This is a genomic window from Lentilactobacillus farraginis DSM 18382 = JCM 14108, from assembly GCF_000583655.1.
Classification (GTDB): Bacteria; Bacillota; Bacilli; order Lactobacillales; family Lactobacillaceae; genus Lentilactobacillus; species Lentilactobacillus farraginis.
Genome location: NZ_BAKI01000127.1, coordinates 1 through 591, shown reverse-complemented (window position 1 = coordinate 591; position 591 = coordinate 1). Strand labels below are relative to the sequence as shown.

The following is a 591-nucleotide window of genomic DNA, read 5'->3' as shown; positions in this document are numbered from 1 at the left end:
ATGATTGACGGCCACCAATTTGATAGCAAGGCCGAAGGCGCATACTACCGGCACTTGAAAAATTTGAAACTGGATTTTAAAATCATGAGAAGTTTGAAATTTTGCCGAGCTTTGATTTGCAAAATCCTAATAAACACATTCGTGGATGTGCTTATACACCAGATTTTAGCATCTATGAAAATGGCAACTTGGTCAGTGTTGTAGATGTTAAAGGCGGCCGGATCACTAAAACCAGAGCATCGGTATTGCGGATGAAATACTTCATGTACAAATATCAAGTGCCGGTAATCATCGCCATGTATGACGCTAAAACGGGCGTCTTTGATGAACAATAAGGATGTGAGCGAATGATTGAAGTCGAGATCGTTTGGCAAAGCGTTTCATCTGTTGTAATTCATGATCAACAGTATTATTTCATCATGAAAGATGACAGTCGGATTGTTTTAAATAATTATGCCGGTCGGAAAATGCTTGATTATTACTTGAAATGGCAGGAAAGAGGATATTGACATGGAAACGCGACTAACTAAAAATCAAGAAATTGCTTTGGCGTACTTTACGAAAGCGTTAGAAGATCATCATTTCAACTCC

Annotated in this window: 2 protein-coding genes and 1 pseudogene; all 3 read left to right on the top strand. The window is 38.6% G+C overall.

The genetic code is table 11. The features are described 5' to 3' along the window. A pseudogene (locus JCM14108_RS16005) lies at positions 1-48 on the top strand (DUF1064 domain-containing protein); the annotation flags it as partial. Between the two features lie 53 nt (positions 49-101). Continuing rightward, a complete protein-coding gene (locus JCM14108_RS14015; protein WP_272944545.1) occupies positions 102-335 on the top strand; it encodes a DUF1064 domain-containing protein in 234 nt (77 codons plus the stop codon). 12 nt (positions 336-347) lie between these two features. Continuing rightward, the gene (locus tag JCM14108_RS14775; RefSeq protein WP_156655008.1) at positions 348-509 is read left to right on the top strand and encodes a hypothetical protein; all 162 of its coding nucleotides are present in this window, start codon (positions 348-350) and stop codon (positions 507-509) included. Positions 510-591 lie beyond the last annotated feature (82 nt).

Coding starts and splice junctions, on each gene's coding strand:
- JCM14108_RS14775 (WP_156655008.1), top strand. CDS start 348: ATGATTGAAGTCGAGATCGTTTGGCAAAGCGTTTCATCTGTTGTAATT.